This is a genomic window from Peribacillus frigoritolerans (assembly GCF_030676415.1).
In the GTDB taxonomy this organism is placed as follows: Bacteria; Bacillota; Bacilli; order Bacillales; family DSM-1321; genus Peribacillus; species Peribacillus frigoritolerans_A.
Genome location: NZ_JAUUTW010000004.1, coordinates 105,685 through 124,660 on the forward strand (window position 1 = coordinate 105,685; position 18,976 = coordinate 124,660).

Genomic DNA, 18,976 nt, shown 5'->3' on the forward strand with positions numbered 1-18,976 from the left:
CCATCACCTTACGCCTTTGCTTAAGAATTGCCGGATAGATATTTCATCCATTTGTTTGTTCTCAGCTTCCTTAATGACATCGAGGAATTTAAGGAAATCGTTTTCTTTCATTTTCTCGTACTTTTTAACCTCGATATTTCTTTCCATTAATATATCCCGTTGAATATTCATCTTGTATCGCGCTTCAATGACTTCCTGTTGACAGTGGCTTAAGAGTTTTTCCAAGTTGTCCATAAATAACTGATGATGACGAATTTCCTGAACGGATAATCCATTTCGCAGCTTTTCCTGTTGAAACTCAAGCAATTCTTCTTTTTTCTTTAAAAGCTTATATAACTTTTCTGCCACTTCTTCAAACTTTTTTAAAGCAGCATTATATTTAGCTAGTGCATCAGTTTTTTCTTTTTCTTTGATGGTCAGGATCTTCTCGAATTTATATTGATAAATCATTATTTATCACCTTTCTCCATCAATTCGACAAGGGCGTTGATACTATTATCTTTGGAAGCTTTTTCATGGGTTCCTTGCTTCAAAAGTGAAATGATTTCCGGATAGCGTGTAATCGAGTCATCAATTTGTTTGGAAGAACCCTTCTTATAAGCTCCTATATTAATTAAATCTTCCGACTCCATATAGGTTGATAAACTTGCCCGCAATTTTTCTGCGGCGTTTTTATGCTTGTCACCAACAATATTGTTCATGACACGACTCATGCTCTTTAATACATTGAGCGCTGGAAATTGCCCTTTATTGGCCAAGTTACGGTCTAGTATGAAGTGGCCATCCAAAATTCCCCTGACAGCATCAGCAATCGGTTCATTCATATCATCACCGTCGACGAGTACCGTATAAAAAGCTGTAATGGTACCCAGCTGATTTGTTCCCGTTCTTTCGAGTAACCTTGGAAGGATGGCAAAAACGGATGGCGTATACCCTTTGGTCGTAGGCGGTTCTCCAATAGCTAGCCCAATTTCCCTCTGGGCCATCGCAACCCTCGTGACCGAATCCATCATCAGCATCACATTCAATCCCTTATCACGAAAATATTCCGCGATGGCAGTTGCCGTCAAAGCACCCTTTATCCTCATCAACGCTGGCTGGTCAGATGTCGCCACTACAACGATTGATCGTGCCAGCCCCTCTGCTCCAAGATCTTTCTCAATGAATTCTCGAACTTCACGGCCACGTTCTCCAATAAGACCGATTACGTTTAATTCCGCCGTCGTATTCCTTGCTACCATACCAAGCAACGTGCTTTTCCCGACACCGCTCCCTGCAAAGATACCAACACGTTGTCCTTTTCCAACTGTTAATAAACTATCAATCACCCGAACTCCTACATCTATCGGTTCATTAATGGGAGGTCGTTTCATCGGATTCGGCGGATCTTGATCCACAGAAATCGTCGCGAGACCTTTTGGAAGCAGTGAGTCATCAATGGGATGTCCCAATGGATCGACTACAATGCCAATTAGCCCCCTTCCCACCTTTATCTCAAGGCTCCGCCCGCTCCCTTCCACGATACACCCCGGTGCAATATCACTAACTGCTGTAAATGGCATTAAAATAACCATTTCATCACGGAAACCGACAACTTCAGCTAAGATTCGATTTTTCTTTTTTTGTATACCTGTATAGATATAACAAACATCACCTACAGAGCTTTCAGGGCCTTGAGATTCTATCATTAACCCCACGACACGTTTGACCCGACCATAATGTTTGAATGGATCAACTTCATCAACTAAGGGCAATAGGTCACTAGTTTTCATCTTTACTCCCCTTCCAGCAATTCAGTTAATTTCACTTTTATTTCCTGCAGTTGACTGTCGACACTGGCATCCATCCTTCCGTTTTCGGATTCAATGATACAACTGCTTACTTCAAGCTCATCATCCGGAAAGATATACAACTCAGTATCTTTCGGAAAGATTGCCATCAACTCATCTTTATGAGAAAGAATCGATTGATATTGGATCGGATGGATATGCAATTGCACTTCACGGTAATCCCTCACCTCTTTGATGGCTCTTTTGACTATGTATAAAAAAGACCTTTCATCTTTTTCAAGCTGTTGCCCGATAATTTTCTCAGCCACTTTCAGGGCAAGATTCAAAATAACGGTTTCAGATGATTCGATATGGTGCCGATAATCTTTTTTAGAGGACTCTACCACTTCTTTTGCTAAGGCTATTTCCGCTCCAATCTCGTTATAACCCTTTTGGATCCCATCTTCGACTCCCTGTTGATACCCTTCTTTTTGAGCTTGTTCGATAAACATTGCTTTTTCTTGATTCTCCCATTGTTCTCGGTTTTGCTGGATTTCAGCAGCAATCGATCGGGCTTTTTGTTTAGCTTCGAGCAATAACGTTTCCGCTTCTTCTTTAGCATCTTTGAGAAATTCATCAGATTGAATATAATGAAGGTTTTTCCGCTCATCTGCATCATCATTTTGAAGAAAGTCAAAAGGGCGAACTTTTATCGCTATCTTTTTACTTTTCTCCTGGTTAGCCTGCTGGGATTTGATAATCCTAGACAATGATATCATCCCCTCCCCCGCGGGCAATCACGATACCTCCAGTTTCTTCCAGGTGACGAATGACGGCAACAATTCTTGATTGTGCTTCTTCTACATCACGCAAACGTACCGGTCCCATATATTCCATTTCTTCCTGGAACGTTTCAACCATACGTTTTGACATGTTTCGGAAAACGATTTCCTTCACTTCATCACTAGCCACTTTAAGAGAAAGTTTAAGGTCTTCGTTATCAGCTTCCCTGACTACGTGCTGAATCGCTCTGCCATCAAGGGTCACGATATCTTCAAAAACAAACATTCGTTTCTTGATTTCCTCAGCAAGCTCCGGATCTTGGATTTCAAGTGCATCCAAAATCGTTCTTTCCGTTGAGCGGTCAACACCATTCAACACATCTACAACAGCTTCCACTCCACCAGTCTGTGTATAATCTTGGGTTACAGTCGCAGAAAGTTTCCTTTCGAGTATTTGCTCCACTTCATTGATGATTTCCGGAGAAGTGCTATCCATTAAAGCAATCCTTCTTGCAATATCGGCCTGCACCTCTTGCGGAAGTTCAGACAATATTTGTCCAGCCTGTGTGGGATCAAGATAAGACAAGATTAATGCAATGGTCTGGGGATGCTCGTTCTGGATGAAATTCAAGATCTGTGCAGGATCTGCCTTTCGTGCAAAGTCGAATGGACGTACCTGTAAGGATGATGTTAAACGGTTTATGATGGCGGTTGCCTGATCAGTACCTAATGCCTTTTCAAGTACCTGCTTCGCATATCCTATCCCGCCCTGGGAGATGTAATCCTGTGCTAAAGCAATATTATGGAATTCTTCCAGAATTTCTTCTTTATCTTGGGAGTCCACTTTCCTTACTCCCGAAATTTCAAGGGTCAATCTCTCAATTTCCTCTTCAGTAAGATGTTTATATACGGATGCAGAAACATCCGGGCCTAAGGAAATAAGGAGGATGGCAGCTTTCTGTTTGCCAGTCAATCCGGCCCTTTTTTTTCTATCTGTCACTTTCCCAGCCTCCTAGTCTTCTGCTATCCAGCTTCTTAATAATTTTGCAAATTCATCCGGCTTTTCTTTTGCAAGCTTCTCCAGTTGTTTTCTTTTTAAAGATGCTTCCGTTTCCTTTTCTTTGTTCAAATCCGGAACATTGAATACGACTTCTTCCTCTTCAACCACGTACTCCTCTTCCATTTCAGCTTGCTTTCGGGAACGGAGGAATAAGATTAAGAGAATGATAATGGCAAGTATTAGCACTCCGCCTACGATATATGCCCATATTGGTAACGAAGGATTCGTTTCATCTTTTTGCAACTTCATTTTTCCGTTAAACGGCTGAATGGAAATTGCAATTTTATTATTAAGCTCCTCGTCCGTCAGCTCTTCCCCTTCAGCTTTTTTCTCGATTGTCGTGCGTATTATCGTACCAAGGATTTGAGTAATATCATCCACACTCTGTTGAGATAAAGAATTCGGATCGTCAGCTGTGGGAGGTTCGACCATGACTTGAATACCTAGATCTTTAACTTTATAAGGGCTTTCGACTATTTCTTTCTTGATTCGGTTCACTTCACTATTTATCGTTTCATCGGCTTTTTCATAATCACCGGATCCGTTTGTACCTCCAACGTAACTGGATCCCAATGAATCTGAGGAATCCTCACTTTGCGGAACGCCTCCTGCACCTGTTGCGTCCCCACTATATGATTCATTGATCCTTTGCGCTGATATCTCAATTCCAGCCATATTTTCTTCATCGACCGGTTCAACTAAATTCTCTTCCCGATTTTCTTGAGTGAAGTCAATGTCTGTCGTGACTGAAACAGCCACTTTGTCTCTCCCCATTATCGTTCCAAGCATATTTTGTACCTGTCTTTGAATATCGCGTTCTATTTCTTTTTTTATTTCGTTTTGGGTAGCAAATGCGGACGCGAAAGAAGAATTTTCTTTTTCAAGATCGAAGTACTCAAACTCTTGGTTCATAATGACGATATTATCAGTAGGAAGATTCGGAACACTTTTTGAGACCAGATGATAAAGGGAATTGATTTGACTTTCTTCAAATTTATAACCGGGTTTCGTATTCAATACAATGGATGCTGACGCTTCCCCAGCTAAATCACTGACAAAAACTCCTTTATCAGGAAGAGTGATCATTACACTGGCATCTTCTACTCCATCAATCTTTTTTATTAAACTGGCCAATTCCGTTTGCATCGAGTCCAGTTTAATGACATTGAATTCATTTTCAGTCATTCCGATACCAGCACTTTGACTAAAAAAGGAATAGTCGATACTGCCTGATTCCGGAATTCCTTCAGCTGCCAGTTCCACTTTAAGTGAATCCAGTCTTTCTTCAGGAACTTTTATGGTCTTACCATTTTCAGAAACTTCATTCATAATCCCTTGACTGTCTAAATTTTCTTTAATGCTCCCCGTTTCCGATGGAGTTAAGTTCGAATATAAGGGCACCAGCGTCGTACGCGTGGTTAAAATTGAAACTACCGTAATGATGATGATAATTAATGCCGCTGAAGCAATCATCATGAATTTTTGGTTTTTACTGCGGCTCGTCCAATAAGCAGCTATTTTGTTTTTAAAATTCACTAGTACTTCATTCATTTAAATCCCCCGGTCAGTCTATGAATTTATGATTGAGGGATTTCTTTTCCCCCGGTCATTTTTCTCTATATAATGAGGTCAAAAAATGAATGCTATATACTCATTCTCATCATTTCCTGGTAGGCTTCCACAACCTTATTCCGAACCTCTAATGTAGCCTGCATGGTAACACTGGCTTTTTGTGAAGCGATCATCACCGAATGAAGCTCAACATCCTCTCCATTAACCAATTTGGTTGTAAGATTATCAGATGCCACTTGTGTTTCGTTGACTTTATTCATAGATTCTTTTAATACCGACGCAAAACTTCGCTGTACTTCGTATGGTGTATTAGTATTTTTTTGACTTTTTTTCAGTACATTACTTGCATTGTTCACAGCAGAAAGAGAAATCCCCTCCATATCAACAATCTCCTTTCAAACTTTTATTTTCCGATTTCCAAAGCTTTCATCATCATTCCCTTTGATGCATTTAAAACTGTCACATTTGCTTCGTATGAACGTGTGACACTCATTAAATCAACCATTTCCCGAAGCGGATCGACATTTGGCATTTCAACATAACCATCTTCATTGGCATCAGGATGTTCGGGATTGTAATCCAGTTCAAAAGGTGTTTTATCTTTCACTATTCCAGTCACCTTCACTCCATTCCCTACCTCGTCCGTTATTCCGGATGCTGCGTTTAAGAAACTCGAAAAACCGTTTTCCTTACTTTGCAGCACAACCGATTTTCTTGTGTATGGCTTCCATGTTTTCGATTCGGCGTCATATTCAGCCCTGGTCGTATCGGCATTAGCCATATTAGCAGAGATTACATCCATCCTTACCCTTTGACTCGTCAGGCTAGATCCGGTCATGTTTATACTTTGGAAGATTCCCATCACTTACCTCCTCTAATTACATTCTGCAATGATTGAAACTTACCTGAAAGCCTGTCGGTTACTGCATTATAATAAATCTGATTGGCAGCAAGATCCGTCATTTCCTTATCAACGTCCACGCTATTTCCATTATTGTTATATCGGACATTTTTCTGCGTCACGATGTGAGAAACAAGGCTCCCCTCTGATTTGAAGGTAAAATGTCGTTCATCGGTACGATATGACTCCAGGGAAGACTCCAGTTCTGCCTTAAAGGATTGTGTTTTGTCGACCTCTTTAGCTTTATGATTAGGCGTATCCGAATTAGCTATGTTCTGTGAAATGACTTTTTGTTTTGCATTAGAATAATTAAGGGCCTTTTCTAGTGATTGAAAAGTATTCGAAAATAATTCCACATCGATCACCTCTTTCTATAATTAACAGATAATTACTTTATCAATAAATTAACCCAGTTCATTTACGTTTTAATTTTAAAGAAACATTATTACTATGTCCATGAACAACACAAGGACTTTAGACCTATTATCGTCGAAAAACGTCACAATTTGCTCAAATTCGTCGTTTTTATTAGTATGATTATAGGATTAATATTACGTTATATTACATTTTATAGTGATATTCTACATTTTAACCAAATTTACTTTGGTTTGCTTTTAAAGCAAATCGAAAAACAAATCCATATACCCGTTACTTTAATCCTAATTTTCACATTTATTTTCATTTTCTTTTTTCATTTTAGTTGATTTAACCCTTTAAAATAAAGGATTCATATGAAAATGAAAGTTTTTTTTCAAAGCGCTGATCCATTCGACAAAATTCCCTAACGGCTGAAACCCATTATCCATTGGGTTTTAAAAATTAAATAGTTACAACATCGTTCATTTTCATCATTTCGACAGTTATAATAATATAATTACCCTTTTTATGAAATATTCAGTATTTTTTCTACTTCTAATAGAAAACATGCCTATATTCACATTTCCATTTAATCCGAATTACCCTTTTTCCTTTCTATCCCCGCCATTTTACCCTCATTTGCTTGTTAGTCCCAGACAGCAACACATCCAAATATCACAAAAAAAAGGCAGCCCTTTTTCAAGGACTGCCTTTCTATATGTTAGTTATTTTTAAGCTTCTCTAATTCAAGAAGGAATTTATCATTCAATACTTTGATATAAGTACCTTTCATTCCAAGAGAGCGTGATTCAATGACTCCTGCACTTTCCAGTTTCCTTAGTGCATTTACGATAACGGAACGGGTGATACCGACACGGTCTGCAATTTTGGATGCTACAAGCAGACCTTCATTACCTTTAAGCTCCTCAAAGATATGCTCAATTGCTTCCAATTCGCTGTAAGATAACGAGGAAATTGCCATTTGAACGACAGCTTTACTACGAGCTTCTTCTTCTATCTCTTCTGATTTTTCACGTAGGATTTCCATACCGACTACAGTCGCACCATATTCAGCCAAAATTAAATCATCATCGTGAAACTTTTCTTGTAATCGGGCAAGTACCAATGTTCCTAAACGTTCTCCCCCACCCATAATCGGTACGATCGTTGTTAATCCAGTTGCGAAAAGCTCTTTGTTTTCGACTGGGAAAGCAGTATATTCGCTTTCGATATCAAGATTCGAAGAGGTTTCAGGAATATTGAACAGGTTTTTTGTGTACTCTTCAGGGAATTGTTTATCTTCCAACATTTTGTACATGCGTTCGTTTTCAATTTGCTGACTTACCGCTATGCCCAGTAATTTCCCGCGGCGGCTGACGACGAAAACATTCGCTTCGATAACTTCACTTAAACTTTCAGCCATTTCCTTGAAGTTAACTGCTTTACCTGCTGCTTTTTGGAGCATTGCATTGATTTTTCTTGTTTTTGCTAATAAGTTCATTTGATTTGTTCCTCCTAAAAATACCATGGTTCACAATAACTATGAAGTTGTATTTCCGTAATTTTATGTTCATTCGTAGGCAAATCATTGCCAAATTGTTTCTTAATTAAAGGATAAACTGGCTTAAATCTTTGTTCCGGGCGATAGAACCAAGCTTACCTTCGACATATTGGGGGGTAATTGTAATCTTCTCCATCGTTATTTCCGGAGCTTCAAACGATAAGTCTTCAAGCAACCGTTCCAAAATGGTATGAAGTCTTCTTGCACCAATATTGTCTGTGTTTTGATTTACTTCGAAGGCCACTTCAGCTATCTTACGAACAGCATCGTCAGAAAATTCAATTTCTATACCTTCAGTTTCTAATAAAGCAACATATTGTTTTAACAAGGCATTATCCGGTTCATGAAGAATCCGTACAAAGTCATCTACAGTCAGTTTGTTCAATTCTACACGAATTGGGAATCTACCTTGTAATTCAGGGATAAGGTCGGATGGCTTAGCCATATGAAAGGCCCCTGCCGCAATGAATAAGACATGATCCGTTTTAAATGAACCATATTTAGTCACTACTGTCGAACCTTCAACAATTGGCAGGATATCCCTTTGGACACCCTCTCTTGATACATCCGCTGATGAACTTCCAGATTGCTTACTGGCAATTTTGTCTATTTCATCGATGAAGATAATCCCATTTTGCTCAGCCCCGTATACTGCATCGGAAGTGACTTCATCCATATCAATCAATTTAGCCGCTTCTTCATTTGTTAAAACGGTTCTCGCTTCACTTACTTTCAATTTGCGCTTCTTGCTTTTTTTCGGCATCAAGCTTCCTAAAGCGTCCTGCATGTTCATCCCCATTTGTTCCATTCCCGAACCTTGGAGCATATCAAACATCGAAGCAGCTTGTTCTTCCACTTCGACCGTTATCATTTCGCTTTCTAACTCACCATTAGCCAGCTTTTCAGCGACGATTTTTCTTTTTTCCTGCAAACTTAAATCTTCGGAATTTTCTTCCGGGTCCTGTTCGTCTTGATTGTTATTGCCTCCAAAAAAGACTTCAAGAGGATTCTTGAAATTACTCTGTTTTTTAGTTGATGGCACTAATAGCTCTATTAAACGGCGATTTGCATTTTCTTCTGCCCGTTCCTTTACACTAGCCATCTTTTCTTCCTTCACGAGGCGGACGGAAGTCTCCACCAAATCACGAACCATGGACTCTACATCCCGGCCGACATACCCGACTTCCGTAAATTTCGTTGCTTCAACTTTTACAAAAGGAGCACCTACCAATTTAGCCATTCTCCGAGCTATTTCTGTTTTCCCAACGCCTGTCGGTCCAATCATTAATATATTTTTCGGAACGACTTCGTCACGAAGTTGATCCGAGAGAAGGGAACGTCGGTAGCGATTCCGAAGAGCCACTGCCACTGCCCGTTTTGCCTCACGCTGCCCTACGATATACTGATCCAGTTTTTCAACAATTTGCCTCGGTGTTAAATTAGCTTTTTTTGACATTTGCGCTCCTCCTTACAACTCTTCCACGATTATATTCGTATTCGTAAATACACAAATTTCCGCTGCAATTTGTAAAGATGATTGAGCGATTTCCTTTGCCGATAAATGGTCACTGGAAAACCGCATTAATGCCCTTCCGGCAGCCAGTGCATAATTCCCTCCCGACCCTATTGCGAGAATCCCGTCATCCGGTTCAATTACTTCCCCGGTACCAGAGACGAGCAGTAAATGGTTCTTATCCATCACGACTAACATGGCTTCCAGCTTCCTCAATACATTGTCACTTCTCCATTGCTTTGCCATTTCGACGGCAGCGCGTTGAAGATTGCCATTATACTCTTCAAGTTTGGCTTCGAACATCTCAAATAAAGTGAATGCATCTGCAACGGAACCAGCAAAACCTGCAAGGACATTACCATTAAAGATTTTTCTCACTTTCCTTGCTGTATGCTTCATCACTACTGAATTTCCTAAAGTAACCTGCCCATCACCGGACATGGCACATTCACCTTTATGATGCACTGCAAATATCGTTGTCATAAAGTGTCCCCTTTCAACATTTAAGGCCGCGGATGTGATGCATTGTAGACTTTTTTCAATTGGTCTTTTGTAACATGCGTATACACTTGCGTTGATGAAATTTTTGAATGACCAAGCAATTCCTGAACCGTGCGAATGTCCGCCCCATTGTTCAATAGGTGTGTAGCAAACGAATGCCTTAGCATATGGGGATGAAGACTTCCATCTGCGGCTGACTTTTTAATCAATTCATTCAATATATAGCGAACTCCCCTAGGTGTCAGAGGGTCTCCACGAAAATTAACAAATAAATAAACATGCGCCTTGGCGTCAGACGAAGTCAATTCCATCCTGGCTGTACGTATGTATAAATCTATTGCTTCCTGTGCATATCTACCAACCGGAACGTAGCGATCCTTTTTTCCTTTTCCATGGATCAGTACCGTCCCTAAGGAAAGATCGATATCCTGCAGTTTAATCTCACAACATTCACTTACGCGAATGCCTGTAGCATACAATAATTCCAGTAAGGCATTGTTCCTTATTCCTATCGGTGAATCTTTCTTTAAAGAAGAAAACAACTGATCCATTTCCTTCTCATAAAGAAAACGTGGCAGTCTTTGATCCTTTTTAGGTAAAGAAGCAAGAGAAAAAGGATTGTCCTTCACATCACCTTCACGCAGTAAAAATTTATAAAGGCTCCGCAAGCAAGAAGTTTTTCTTGCTACAGTGCGCTTAGAAAGTTTTTTCTCATATAAATTCGTTAAATATAACCGGACATTAAAATATTCAACGGACGTGATATCCTCAATGCCCTGTTCATTAAGGAACAGAAAAAATTCGTGTATATCACGTTTGTAATTTTCAATGGTGTATTGTGAACTGTTTTTTTCAATTTGTAAATATTCGATGAAGGATGATAATGCCTTTTTTTTATTAATCATGGAAACACCTCGCAAAGGCTAATAAATAGTATCATACTTTAAAACAGCAGGCAAATATTTTACAAATTTTTCACAAAGTTCTGAATTGTGTCCAAAGCGCGTTTAGCATGCGTTTCGTTCCGCTCTTTTTTGGATTTGATTCTCACTTCAAGGTCTGGAAGCAATCCAAAGTTGGCATTCATCGGTTGGAAGCTCTTACCATTCGTCGACGTTATGTACCTTGCCATGCTGCCCATCGTCGTCTCCGCAGGGAAAATGATAGGCTCCAATCCTTGGACGGTCCTTGCAGCATTGATACCTGCAACAAGTCCCGATGCAGCCGATTCTACATACCCTTCGACGCCAGTCATCTGACCGGCAAAGAATAAATCATCCCGATTCTTGAATTGGTACGTAGGCTTCAAAACATTAGGTGAGTTTATGAAAGTGTTTCGATGCATAACTCCATAACGGACAATTTCTGCATTTTCCAATCCAGGTATGAGCTGCAATACTTCTTTTTGCGGCCCCCATTTCAAATGTGTCTGAAAACCAACAATATTGTAAAGTGTTCCTGCCGCATCATCTTGACGCAATTGAACTACAGCAAAAGGACGTTTTCCCGTTTTTGGATCTTCTAAGCCAACAGGCTTCAATGGACCAAATAACATCGTTTTCTTCCCACGTGATGCCATCACTTCAATGGGCATGCAGCCTTCAAAAAAGATTTCTTTTTCGAATTCTTTAAGTGGGACTGTTTCAGCAGCAATCAATGCTTCATAAAAGCGGTCAAACTCTTCTTCAGTCATCGGACAGTTCAAGTAAGCTGCTTCCCCTTTATCATAACGGGATTTCAAATATACCTTATCCATGTTGATGCTGTCTTTTTCAAGAATTGGTGCGGCAGCATCATAGAAGTACAAGTATTCTTCATCCATGATTTGCTTTAAGCTGTCAGATAGTGATTGACTTGTAAGCGGACCGGTTGCAATGACGGTGGGACCTTCCGGAATTTCCGTCACTTCTTCATTGATGACCGTCACATTTGGATGATTTTTGACCCTTTCCGTAACAAGACCGGCAAATTCATGACGATCAACAGCTAAAGCACCGCCAGCCGGTACAGCACAAGCATCTGCTGCGGACATGATGACCGAATCCAGTATACGCATTTCTTCTTTTAATACACCAACTGCATTTGTTAACGTATTTGCCCGAAGAGAATTGGAACAAACAAGTTCAGCGAATTTATCGGTATGGTGGGCTGGCGTTTGTTTTACAGGGCGCATTTCATATAGATCGACTTTAATTCCTCTTTTAGCTAACTGCCACGCCGCTTCACTTCCAGCAAGCCCAGCACCGATTACACTTACTTTTGTTTCTTTCATTTTTCGAACCTCCATGTATAGATATGATAAGACAGGATCATTTATCATTAAAACTGCTTTCATAAAAGTTTCATTTTTAACGATATCTATGTATTTATACCCGAAATACTCATTCCTGCTAACGATAATTTTAAAGCAAATGCCACAAAGCCGGCATTCTTCCTGCAATCCATCTTTTCTAAAAAGGGTAACGGACGCAAATAGGAATTATATCTTTAAAAGAATGTACTTGTCCACTGAATTTTACCTCACATGGCCTAAATAAAAAAGTTTCAAGCTTTATCCATTTTCTTCTTGGAAGTAAATCCACCTATTATCATGATATCATACTTTCCCGAACATAAAGAAACTCGGCAGATGCCGAGTCAATTTATATTTAGGATTTTTCGATAGTTTACAGAGTAAGTAAACGATTTCACGGTCTTTTCTATGCTTGGGGCATTTCTTTGAAATCACAATCCATGCACTGGACCTGGACGCCTTTTTTGAGTTTTTTCTCAACAAGTGTACCTTCACATTTTGGACAACTCCGCGGCAGCGGTTTATCCCAAGATATGAAGTCACATCCAGGGTAGGTATCACACCCGTAAAATATGCGTCGTTTTTTACTTTTCCTTTCAATGATGTTTCCTTCTTTACATTTTGGGCATTTGACACCGATTTCTTTAACGATTGGTTTTGTGTTACGGCAATCCGGGAAATTACTGCATGCCATGAACTTTCCATAACGTCCCATTTTAAAGACCATCCCATGTCCGCATTCCACGCAATCTTCACCTGCAGGTTCATCCTTGATTTCAATTTTCTCCATCTCGACTTCGGCTTTAGCCAAATGAACTGCAAATTCTTTATAAAAATCATCGATGACCTTTATCCATTCAATACTGCCTTCCTCGACGCTGTCGAATTCCTGTTCCATCTTGGCAGTGAACTCTGCATCAAGAATATCCGGGAAGAATTCGCGTATCAATTCAAGAACGATCTCACCAAGCTCTGTCGGGATGAACCGTTTATTATCCAAGGTAACATAGCCCCGTTTTTGAATCGTATCCAAGGTAGGCGCATATGTAGAAGGACGGCCTATTCCCAGTTCCTCTAGGGTTTTGACAAGACGGGCTTCAGTATATCGGGGCGGAGGCTGTGTGAAATGCTGCTTCGGCTCGATATCTTTTGAAAAGAATTGATCTCCTTTTTTCACATCCGGAAGTGCATTTTCCTTTTCTTCCACCGAGTCATCGGACCCTTCAACATATACCTTCATGAAACCCGGAAATTTAATTTTCGAACCATTTGCCCTGAAGATAACATCCCCGTTATGCAGGTCGATGCTCATCGTATCCATGACCGCCGAAGACATTTGACTAGAAACGAATCGTTCCCAAATCAATTTATAAAGTCGGAATTGATCTCTGGATAAGAACTCCTTGACTACACCCGGTTCACGTAATGTGCTTGTTGGCCTGACTGCTTCATGGGCGTCTTGGGCATTAGTTTGTTTTTTCTCCTTGCGCTGTTCAACCTGAACATAATCTTTACCATAATTACTTTGAATGAAGGTGTGGACTTCCTCTTTCGCAACATCGGAAATCCGGGTCGAATCGGTTCTCATATAAGTGATTAACCCGACTGTACCTTCCTTGCCAAGCTCGATTCCTTCATAAAGCTGCTGAGCAAGCATCATGGTTTTCTTTGCACGGAAATTCAATTTACGTGCGGCTTCTTGTTGCAGGGAAGAAGTTGTAAAAGGTGCAGCTGGGTTGCGCCTTCTTTCCTTTTTAGCCACAGATCCTATCGTAAATTCGCCGCCATTTAAAGAAGCGAGCACTTTTTTGACGTCCTCTTCGGTATTTAATTCCTTCTTCTCGCCGCCAAGGCTGAAGAAGGAACCTTCAAACTGTTCTTTTCCTTTTACAAAATCAGCCTTAATTGTCCAATACTCTTCCGGGATAAAATCTTTGATTTCCTTCTCCCGGTCAATGATCATCCGTACAGCAACCGATTGGACCCGTCCCGCGCTTAAGCCTTTTTTCACCTTTTTCCACAAAAGCGGGCTTATATTGTATCCGACCAAACGATCCAAGACCCTTCTTGCCTGCTGGGCATCAACCAATTTCATATTTATTGGCCTCGGCGATTTAAAAGATTCTTTGATAGCCTCTTTCGTGATCTCGTTGAATACCACGCGGCAATCTGAGTTAACGTCAACATCAAGACTGTGAGCCAAATGCCAGGCAATGGCTTCCCCTTCCCTGTCGGGGTCAGCCGCGAGATAGATTTTTTTCGCTTTTTTTGCAGCAGTTTTCAATTCTTTTAAAACCGGGCCTTTGCCGCGGATAGTTATATATTTAGGTTCATATTCATGTTCAACATCGACACCCATTTGACTTTTAGGCAAATCGCGTACATGCCCCATGGAAGCCTTTACTTTATATTTTTTTCCCAAGTAACGTTCTATTGTTTTCGCCTTTGCGGGCGATTCCACAATCACTAAGTATTCTGACATCCAATAAATCCTCCTCAAAGAGGTAATATAAATCTTCACTATTATTAATCATTCAAAAATCATTTGTCAACACCTCTTTACTTTTCAAAGCATGCTGATTCATTTATTTATAGGTATTTTGACAAGAGGTGCCATTTGCAAAACTTATAACAGTTTTACAATATTTTCAACCTTTTTGTCTAATAATTCAACCCATCCTTCTAAAAAATCACCTTTTTTTTCTATTTTCCCGTTTGATTCACCGGCTATCTTCTATATTATATTGTTCAAAACTCTTCCTCGATCTGCCTGGAACTCAAAACAAGTTTGGCTCCATCCTGAATCAATTGATTGGTCCCCAGTGATTCAGGGCTCGTAACATTACCGGGAAGCGCAAATACCTCCCTCCCGTGTTCCAAAGCAGCTTGTGCCGTAATAAGGGAACCGCTTCTTTCTTTTGCCTCAACCACGAATACTCCCTGTGATAATCCACTGATGATTCGATTCCTAAGCGGAAACATCCAAGGTTCCGCCTTCATTTCCGGTGGAGTCTCAGATATAAGCAGGCCTTTATTGATGATTTCTTCAGCAAGGGTAACATTGGATTTCGGATATATTTGCATGAGCCCCCCTCCTAAAACACCAATCGTATCTCCGCCTTCCCTTAATGTGATCTTATGTGACTCTGCATCGATTCCAGCCGCCACTCCGCTTATGATCACGAACCTTTTCTTTACAAGCGGTAATAGAATCGTTTTTAAGGCCTCCAGACCATACGTGGTTGGCTTACGTGTTCCAACAACACCTAGCGTATTCTTCCTTGTTAAAAGCTCCTTATCACCTTTAAAATAAAGAACCCACGGTGGATCGAATATTTGCTTCAGCAAAAAAGGATATTCATCATCGAAGATCGTCAAACAATGGATTTGGCTATCTTCGTATTTTTTAAGTTTATCGATGGTATTGAGTGAATGTAAATCTTTGAGAAAGAGGTTAAGCTTATTTGAAGGGATAGGGAGCATTTTTGCCCATTCAACGTAATTCTTCGTGAACAGGGAAGATAATGACGGGTCTTTGGACATTATTTTTTGGATGGTTTTCCATCCTGCTCCGCGGCAATGATGGAGATGGATTAACTTTTCTTTTTTATTCAATTGGAAACGCCCCTAATCGGATATTTTAAAAAGGTAGGTTGATAGTGATGGACTTGGTCTCTCCCGAGGAAATTGGAGGAAATAAAGACCGACCCCAAAAAAGGTCGGCCCAACTTATATCAATGTGTTTTACAAGGTTCGTAAATATCTTTTTCTTTCAAGACGGAGATCAATGTTTCACCCATTACGGACGGAGTTTCGGCAACTTTAATTCCACATTCGTTCATAACGCGGATTTTCTCGTCAGCAGTCCCTTTTCCTCCTGAGATAATGGCACCAGCATGTCCCATGCGTTTACCGGCAGGAGCCGTACGGCCACCAATGAAACCAACAACTGGCTTAGTCATATTTTCCTTCACCCAGATTGCTGCTTCTTCTTCTGCCGTTCCGCCGATTTCCCCGATCATGATCACCGCATGTGTTTCCGGATCTTCATTGAACGCTTTCAAAACATCAATGAAATCCGTTCCGTTAACGGGATCGCCACCGATACCGACAGCCGAAGATTGCCCAATGCCTGCTTGCGATAATTGGTGAACGGCTTCGTATGTTAAAGTTCCAGAACGTGAAACTACACCTACATGGCCTTTTTTGTGGATATACCCTGGCATGATACCAATCTTACACTCTTCAGGAGTAATGACACCTGGGCAGTTCGGTCCAATCAAGCGAGTTTTTTTGCCTTCCATGTATCGTTTCACCTTGACCATATCCAGGACAGGAATATGTTCCGTGATACAAATGACAAGATCAAGTTCTGCGTCTACGGCTTCTAGAATTGCATCGGCAGCAAATGGAGCCGGTACATAGATAACAGATGCATTCGCTCCGGTTTCAGTGACAGCTTCGGAAACTGTATTGAATACAGGTACGCCTTCCGCTTCTGTTCCACCTTTACCCGGAGTGACTCCTCCAACGATTTTCGTGCCGTATTCCAACATTTGTTTTGTATGAAATAATGCTGTTGCACCAGTGATTCCCTGAACGATCACTTTCGTATCTTTATTAATATAAACGCTCATTATGTTCCCCCCTGCCTATTATCCTACAAGTGATACTATTTTTTGTGCTCCATCTGCCATTGATTCGGCAGCCGTAATATTTAAACCTGACTCGTTTAGAATCTTTTTGCCAAGGTCAACATTCGTTCCTTCAAGACGAACAACAAGAGGGACATCCAGGCCAAGCTCTTTAGCAGCAGCCACGACGCCAGTAGCGATGATGTCACATTTCATGATTCCTCCGAAGATATTAACGAAGATGCCTTTAACATTTTGATCGGAAAGGATGATTTTGAAAGCCTCTTTGACTTTTTCCTCAGTGGCGCCGCCACCAACGTCTAGGAAGTTAGCCGGATCTCCCATATAATGTTTAATGATATCCATCGTCGCCATAGCAAGCCCAGCACCATTAACCATGCATCCGATATTTCCGTCAAGCGATATGTAACTAAGGCCATGTTTTGATGCTTCAATCTCTTTTGCATCCTCTTCATCCAAATCACGGTACTCCGCGATGTCTTTTTGGCGGTAAATCGCATTATCATCGAAATTCAATTTAGCATCAAGCGCCATTACATTGCCGTCGCCCGTTACCACTAATGGGTTGATTTCTGCGATTGAGCAATCTTTTTCAACGAAAGCTGTATATAAGTTAACCATCAGTTTGGAAGCTTTATTTATTAGTGAAGCCGGAATATTGATATTGAATGCAATCCTCCGTGCCTGGAATCCAGTCAGGCCGACAACCGGATCGATTACTTCTTTGAAAATTTTCTCTGGTGTCTTTTCGGCCACTTCCTCAATTTCCGTTCCGCCTTCTTCAGAAGCCATCAATACGACACTGTTCGTAGCACGGTCAAGGACCAGCCCGATATAGTACTCTTTCGTAATGTCGCAGCCTTCTTCAATAAGTAAACGCTTAACTTCCTTGCCTGCAGGTCCCGTTTGATGGGTCACCAGTGTCTTACCAAGAATCTCTTCTGCATATGTACGTGCTTCATCAAGATTCTTCGCTACCTTGACTCCGCCGGCTTTCCCGCGGCCGCCCGCATGAATTTGAGCTTTGACGACAACAACTTCCGTACCTAACTCCTTCGCTGCTTCAACTGCTTCTTCAACAGTAAAGGCAACCCGGCCATTTGGAACGGATACCCCGTATTGTCGCAATATCTCTTTCCCCTGATACTCATGGATATTCATTTCCCATCCTCCTTATCTACTAAAAAACAACTTTGGAATTTAATGCGTGTTTTCTCTACCATATTACAACAAAATTCTCCTTCGTGCATAATATTCTTTCACATAATTTTTGAAATATTATTATAATATACTTCTATACCCTTATGAAAAATGGAAAAAAACTTCTTCGCCGTTGTGTTTTTTTTCTTATTAAATCATTTATTTTAGTTATGAAATTCTATTAACAATAAAAGTAATTACAGTTATAATCTATTAAAAACTCTCCTGTGAAAGCCTTTTCACCATTTTAACTCAGAGTTCTTTTAATAAAAAATTACGGTTATCCATGTCTTGATTCAAAGTAAAAGCAAAAGGACAAAGCCACGGCCTTGTCCTTTTGCAAACAGTTTAGTATTTTTTTAATATAATGAAAATTTGTCAGTGATTTCCCTAATATTCTACATAAACCAACAGAAATCCATTTGGTGAAATTACATGGACAATTAGGCTCCTACCGATTGATGTCCTTGTCAACTTTATAAATGAATGCAAATACCTCTGCAACAGCCCCATACAATTCTTCCGGAATCGTTTGATTTATATCCAATTATCCTAAAAGTGCAGCAAGCGATTCGTCCCTTTGGACCGGTATATCAAGTTTCATGGCCTTTTCCAGAATATTTTCAGCCGTTTTCCCTTTCCCCTTCGCCAATATGACGGGCGCTTTGGATGTCTTTTGATCATACTTTAAGGCAATGGCTTCTTTTCGTTTATCATTTTTCATATTCGAATATCCACTCCACTATATGAACCGGCTTCTGAAAAAGGAATCGGTTTCACCCTTAGGTCCCGCTCTTTTTCATTCACGGGAT

At 40.4% G+C, this 18,976-nt stretch carries 17 protein-coding genes and 1 pseudogene; all 18 read right to left on the bottom strand.

Features of this window, described 5'->3' with window-relative positions:
• Positions 1-3: 3 nt before the first annotated feature.
• The 18 genes and pseudogenes from fliJ to Q8G36_RS05860 all read right to left on the bottom strand — a co-directional run bounded on the left by fliJ (position 4) and on the right by Q8G36_RS05860 (position 18,888).
• The gene (fliJ, locus tag Q8G36_RS05775) at positions 4-450 is read right to left on the bottom strand and encodes a flagellar export protein FliJ (protein WP_305159401.1); all 447 of its coding nucleotides are present in this window, start codon (positions 448-450) and stop codon (positions 4-6) included.
• Entirely contained in the window at positions 450-1,772 is a 1,323-nt protein-coding gene (gene fliI / locus Q8G36_RS05780; RefSeq protein ID WP_305159400.1) for a flagellar protein export ATPase FliI, read from the bottom strand. Before fliI ends, fliJ begins: the two co-directional genes overlap by 1 nt.
• A gap of 2 nt (positions 1,773-1,774) precedes the next feature.
• On the bottom strand, positions 1,775-2,548 hold the full coding sequence (fliH, locus tag Q8G36_RS05785) for a flagellar assembly protein FliH (protein ID WP_305159399.1): 774 nt from the start codon (positions 2,546-2,548) through the stop codon (positions 1,775-1,777).
• The gene (gene fliG / locus Q8G36_RS05790; protein WP_305159398.1) at positions 2,532-3,551 is read right to left on the bottom strand and encodes a flagellar motor switch protein FliG; all 1,020 of its coding nucleotides are present in this window, start codon (positions 3,549-3,551) and stop codon (positions 2,532-2,534) included. The genes fliH and fliG overlap by 17 nt, the downstream gene beginning before the upstream one ends.
• 12 nt (positions 3,552-3,563) lie before the next feature.
• Positions 3,564-5,162, bottom strand: a complete 1,599-nt coding sequence (gene fliF, locus Q8G36_RS05795) for a flagellar basal-body MS-ring/collar protein FliF (RefSeq protein ID WP_305159397.1) — start codon at positions 5,160-5,162, stop codon at positions 3,564-3,566.
• Positions 5,163-5,254: 92 nt separating this feature from the next.
• On the bottom strand, positions 5,255-5,563 hold the full coding sequence (fliE, locus tag Q8G36_RS05800; protein WP_305159396.1) for a flagellar hook-basal body complex protein FliE: 309 nt from the start codon (positions 5,561-5,563) through the stop codon (positions 5,255-5,257).
• 23 nt (positions 5,564-5,586) lie between these two features.
• Positions 5,587-6,045 (bottom strand): flagellar basal body rod protein FlgC, encoded by a 459-nt coding sequence (flgC, locus tag Q8G36_RS05805; protein ID WP_305159395.1) that lies wholly within the window; start codon positions 6,043-6,045, stop codon positions 5,587-5,589.
• Positions 6,045-6,440: a flagellar basal body rod protein FlgB gene (flgB, locus tag Q8G36_RS05810; RefSeq protein ID WP_305159394.1), complete on the bottom strand. Its 396-nt coding sequence runs from the start codon at positions 6,438-6,440 to the stop codon at positions 6,045-6,047. Before flgB ends, flgC begins: the two co-directional genes overlap by 1 nt.
• Before the next feature lie 722 nt (positions 6,441-7,162).
• Positions 7,163-7,942 (bottom strand): GTP-sensing pleiotropic transcriptional regulator CodY, encoded by a 780-nt coding sequence (gene codY, locus Q8G36_RS05815; protein ID WP_057278408.1) that lies wholly within the window; start codon positions 7,940-7,942, stop codon positions 7,163-7,165.
• A 106-nt stretch (positions 7,943-8,048) separates the two neighbouring features.
• Positions 8,049-9,458, bottom strand: coding sequence for an HslU--HslV peptidase ATPase subunit (hslU, locus tag Q8G36_RS05820; RefSeq protein ID WP_305159393.1), 1,410 nt, complete (start codon positions 9,456-9,458; stop codon positions 8,049-8,051).
• A gap of 12 nt (positions 9,459-9,470) precedes the next feature.
• Complete coding sequence (hslV, locus tag Q8G36_RS05825; RefSeq protein WP_048684874.1) at positions 9,471-9,998, bottom strand: HslVU peptidase proteolytic subunit; 528 nt, start codon at positions 9,996-9,998, stop codon at positions 9,471-9,473.
• 20 nt (positions 9,999-10,018) lie between these two features.
• Entirely contained in the window at positions 10,019-10,921 is a 903-nt protein-coding gene (xerC, locus tag Q8G36_RS05830; RefSeq protein WP_305159392.1) for a tyrosine recombinase XerC, read from the bottom strand.
• Positions 10,922-10,980: 59 nt separating this feature from the next.
• Positions 10,981-12,288, bottom strand: coding sequence for an FADH(2)-oxidizing methylenetetrahydrofolate--tRNA-(uracil(54)-C(5))-methyltransferase TrmFO (gene trmFO, locus Q8G36_RS05835; RefSeq protein WP_305159391.1), 1,308 nt, complete (start codon positions 12,286-12,288; stop codon positions 10,981-10,983).
• A 427-nt stretch (positions 12,289-12,715) separates the two neighbouring features.
• Complete coding sequence (topA, locus tag Q8G36_RS05840) at positions 12,716-14,791, bottom strand: type I DNA topoisomerase (RefSeq protein ID WP_305159390.1); 2,076 nt, start codon at positions 14,789-14,791, stop codon at positions 12,716-12,718.
• Between the two features lie 266 nt (positions 14,792-15,057).
• Positions 15,058-15,924: a DNA-processing protein DprA gene (gene dprA, locus Q8G36_RS05845; RefSeq protein WP_305159389.1), complete on the bottom strand. Its 867-nt coding sequence runs from the start codon at positions 15,922-15,924 to the stop codon at positions 15,058-15,060.
• Between the two features lie 119 nt (positions 15,925-16,043).
• Positions 16,044-16,946 carry a succinate--CoA ligase subunit alpha gene (gene sucD, locus Q8G36_RS05850; RefSeq protein ID WP_305159388.1) on the bottom strand — a complete coding sequence of 301 codons (903 nt, stop codon included), beginning with the start codon at positions 16,944-16,946 and terminating at the stop codon, positions 16,044-16,046.
• A gap of 18 nt (positions 16,947-16,964) precedes the next feature.
• Positions 16,965-18,125: an ADP-forming succinate--CoA ligase subunit beta gene (gene sucC, locus Q8G36_RS05855; protein WP_305159387.1), complete on the bottom strand. Its 1,161-nt coding sequence runs from the start codon at positions 18,123-18,125 to the stop codon at positions 16,965-16,967.
• 490 nt (positions 18,126-18,615) lie between these two features.
• Positions 18,616-18,888, bottom strand: a pseudogene (locus Q8G36_RS05860) (EscU/YscU/HrcU family type III secretion system export apparatus switch protein).
• Positions 18,889-18,976: the final 88 nt, after the last annotated feature.

Coding starts and splice junctions, on each gene's coding strand:
- codY (WP_057278408.1), bottom strand. CDS start 7,942: ATGAACTTATTAGCAAAAACAAGAAAAATCAATGCAATGCTCCAAAAA.
- flgC (WP_305159395.1), bottom strand. CDS start 6,045: ATGGGAATCTTCCAAAGTATAAACATGACCGGATCTAGCCTGACGAGT.
- fliI (WP_305159400.1), bottom strand. CDS start 1,772: ATGAAAACTAGTGACCTATTGCCCTTAGTTGATGAAGTTGATCCATTC.
- sucD (WP_305159388.1), bottom strand. CDS start 16,946: ATGAGCGTTTATATTAATAAAGATACGAAAGTGATCGTTCAGGGAATC.
- xerC (WP_305159392.1), bottom strand. CDS start 10,921: ATGATTAATAAAAAAAAGGCATTATCATCCTTCATCGAATATTTACAA.
- fliE (WP_305159396.1), bottom strand. CDS start 5,563: ATGGAGGGGATTTCTCTTTCTGCTGTGAACAATGCAAGTAATGTACTG.
- fliH (WP_305159399.1), bottom strand. CDS start 2,548: ATGATATCATTGTCTAGGATTATCAAATCCCAGCAGGCTAACCAGGAG.
- hslU (WP_305159393.1), bottom strand. CDS start 9,458: ATGTCAAAAAAAGCTAATTTAACACCGAGGCAAATTGTTGAAAAACTG.
- sucC (WP_305159387.1), bottom strand. CDS start 18,125: ATGAATATCCATGAGTATCAGGGGAAAGAGATATTGCGACAATACGGG.
- topA (WP_305159390.1), bottom strand. CDS start 14,791: ATGTCAGAATACTTAGTGATTGTGGAATCGCCCGCAAAGGCGAAAACA.
- hslV (WP_048684874.1), bottom strand. CDS start 9,998: ATGACAACGATATTTGCAGTGCATCATAAAGGTGAATGTGCCATGTCC.
- fliJ (WP_305159401.1), bottom strand. CDS start 450: ATGATTTATCAATATAAATTCGAGAAGATCCTGACCATCAAAGAAAAA.
- trmFO (WP_305159391.1), bottom strand. CDS start 12,288: ATGAAAGAAACAAAAGTAAGTGTAATCGGTGCTGGGCTTGCTGGAAGT.
- fliF (WP_305159397.1), bottom strand. CDS start 5,162: ATGAATGAAGTACTAGTGAATTTTAAAAACAAAATAGCTGCTTATTGG.